Annotated in this window: 1 pseudogene; it reads right to left on the bottom strand. The window is 71.8% G+C overall.

The features are described from left to right. Positions 1-273, bottom strand: a pseudogene (locus BN358_RS10520) (hypothetical protein); the annotation flags it as partial.

Genomic DNA, 273 nt, shown 5'->3' on the forward strand with positions numbered 1-273 from the left:
GGACGCATCCGCTCCCGGCGAACCTCCCAGTGGGCGACGATGTCGGCGGCGAGCGTCGCCAGCCGGGCCGGCGCCCCGTAGACGGCGTTGATCACCGCGACCGCCTTCTCCAGCCGCTCCCGCTCGACATCGTCCAGGCCAACGGTGGCCTCGTCCGCGGCCCGGTCGAGATCCTCGGGCGTGACGTCCTCGGCGAACGCGACCTTCACCAACCGCGGCTCCACGAATACCGGCACGTCGCGCCGTCGTTGACGGCCCTGGTCAGGTCGTAGA

This window comes from Sedimentibacter sp. B4 (genome assembly GCF_000309315.1).
Classification (GTDB): Bacteria; Bacillota; Clostridia; order Tissierellales; family Sedimentibacteraceae; genus Sedimentibacter; species Sedimentibacter saalensis.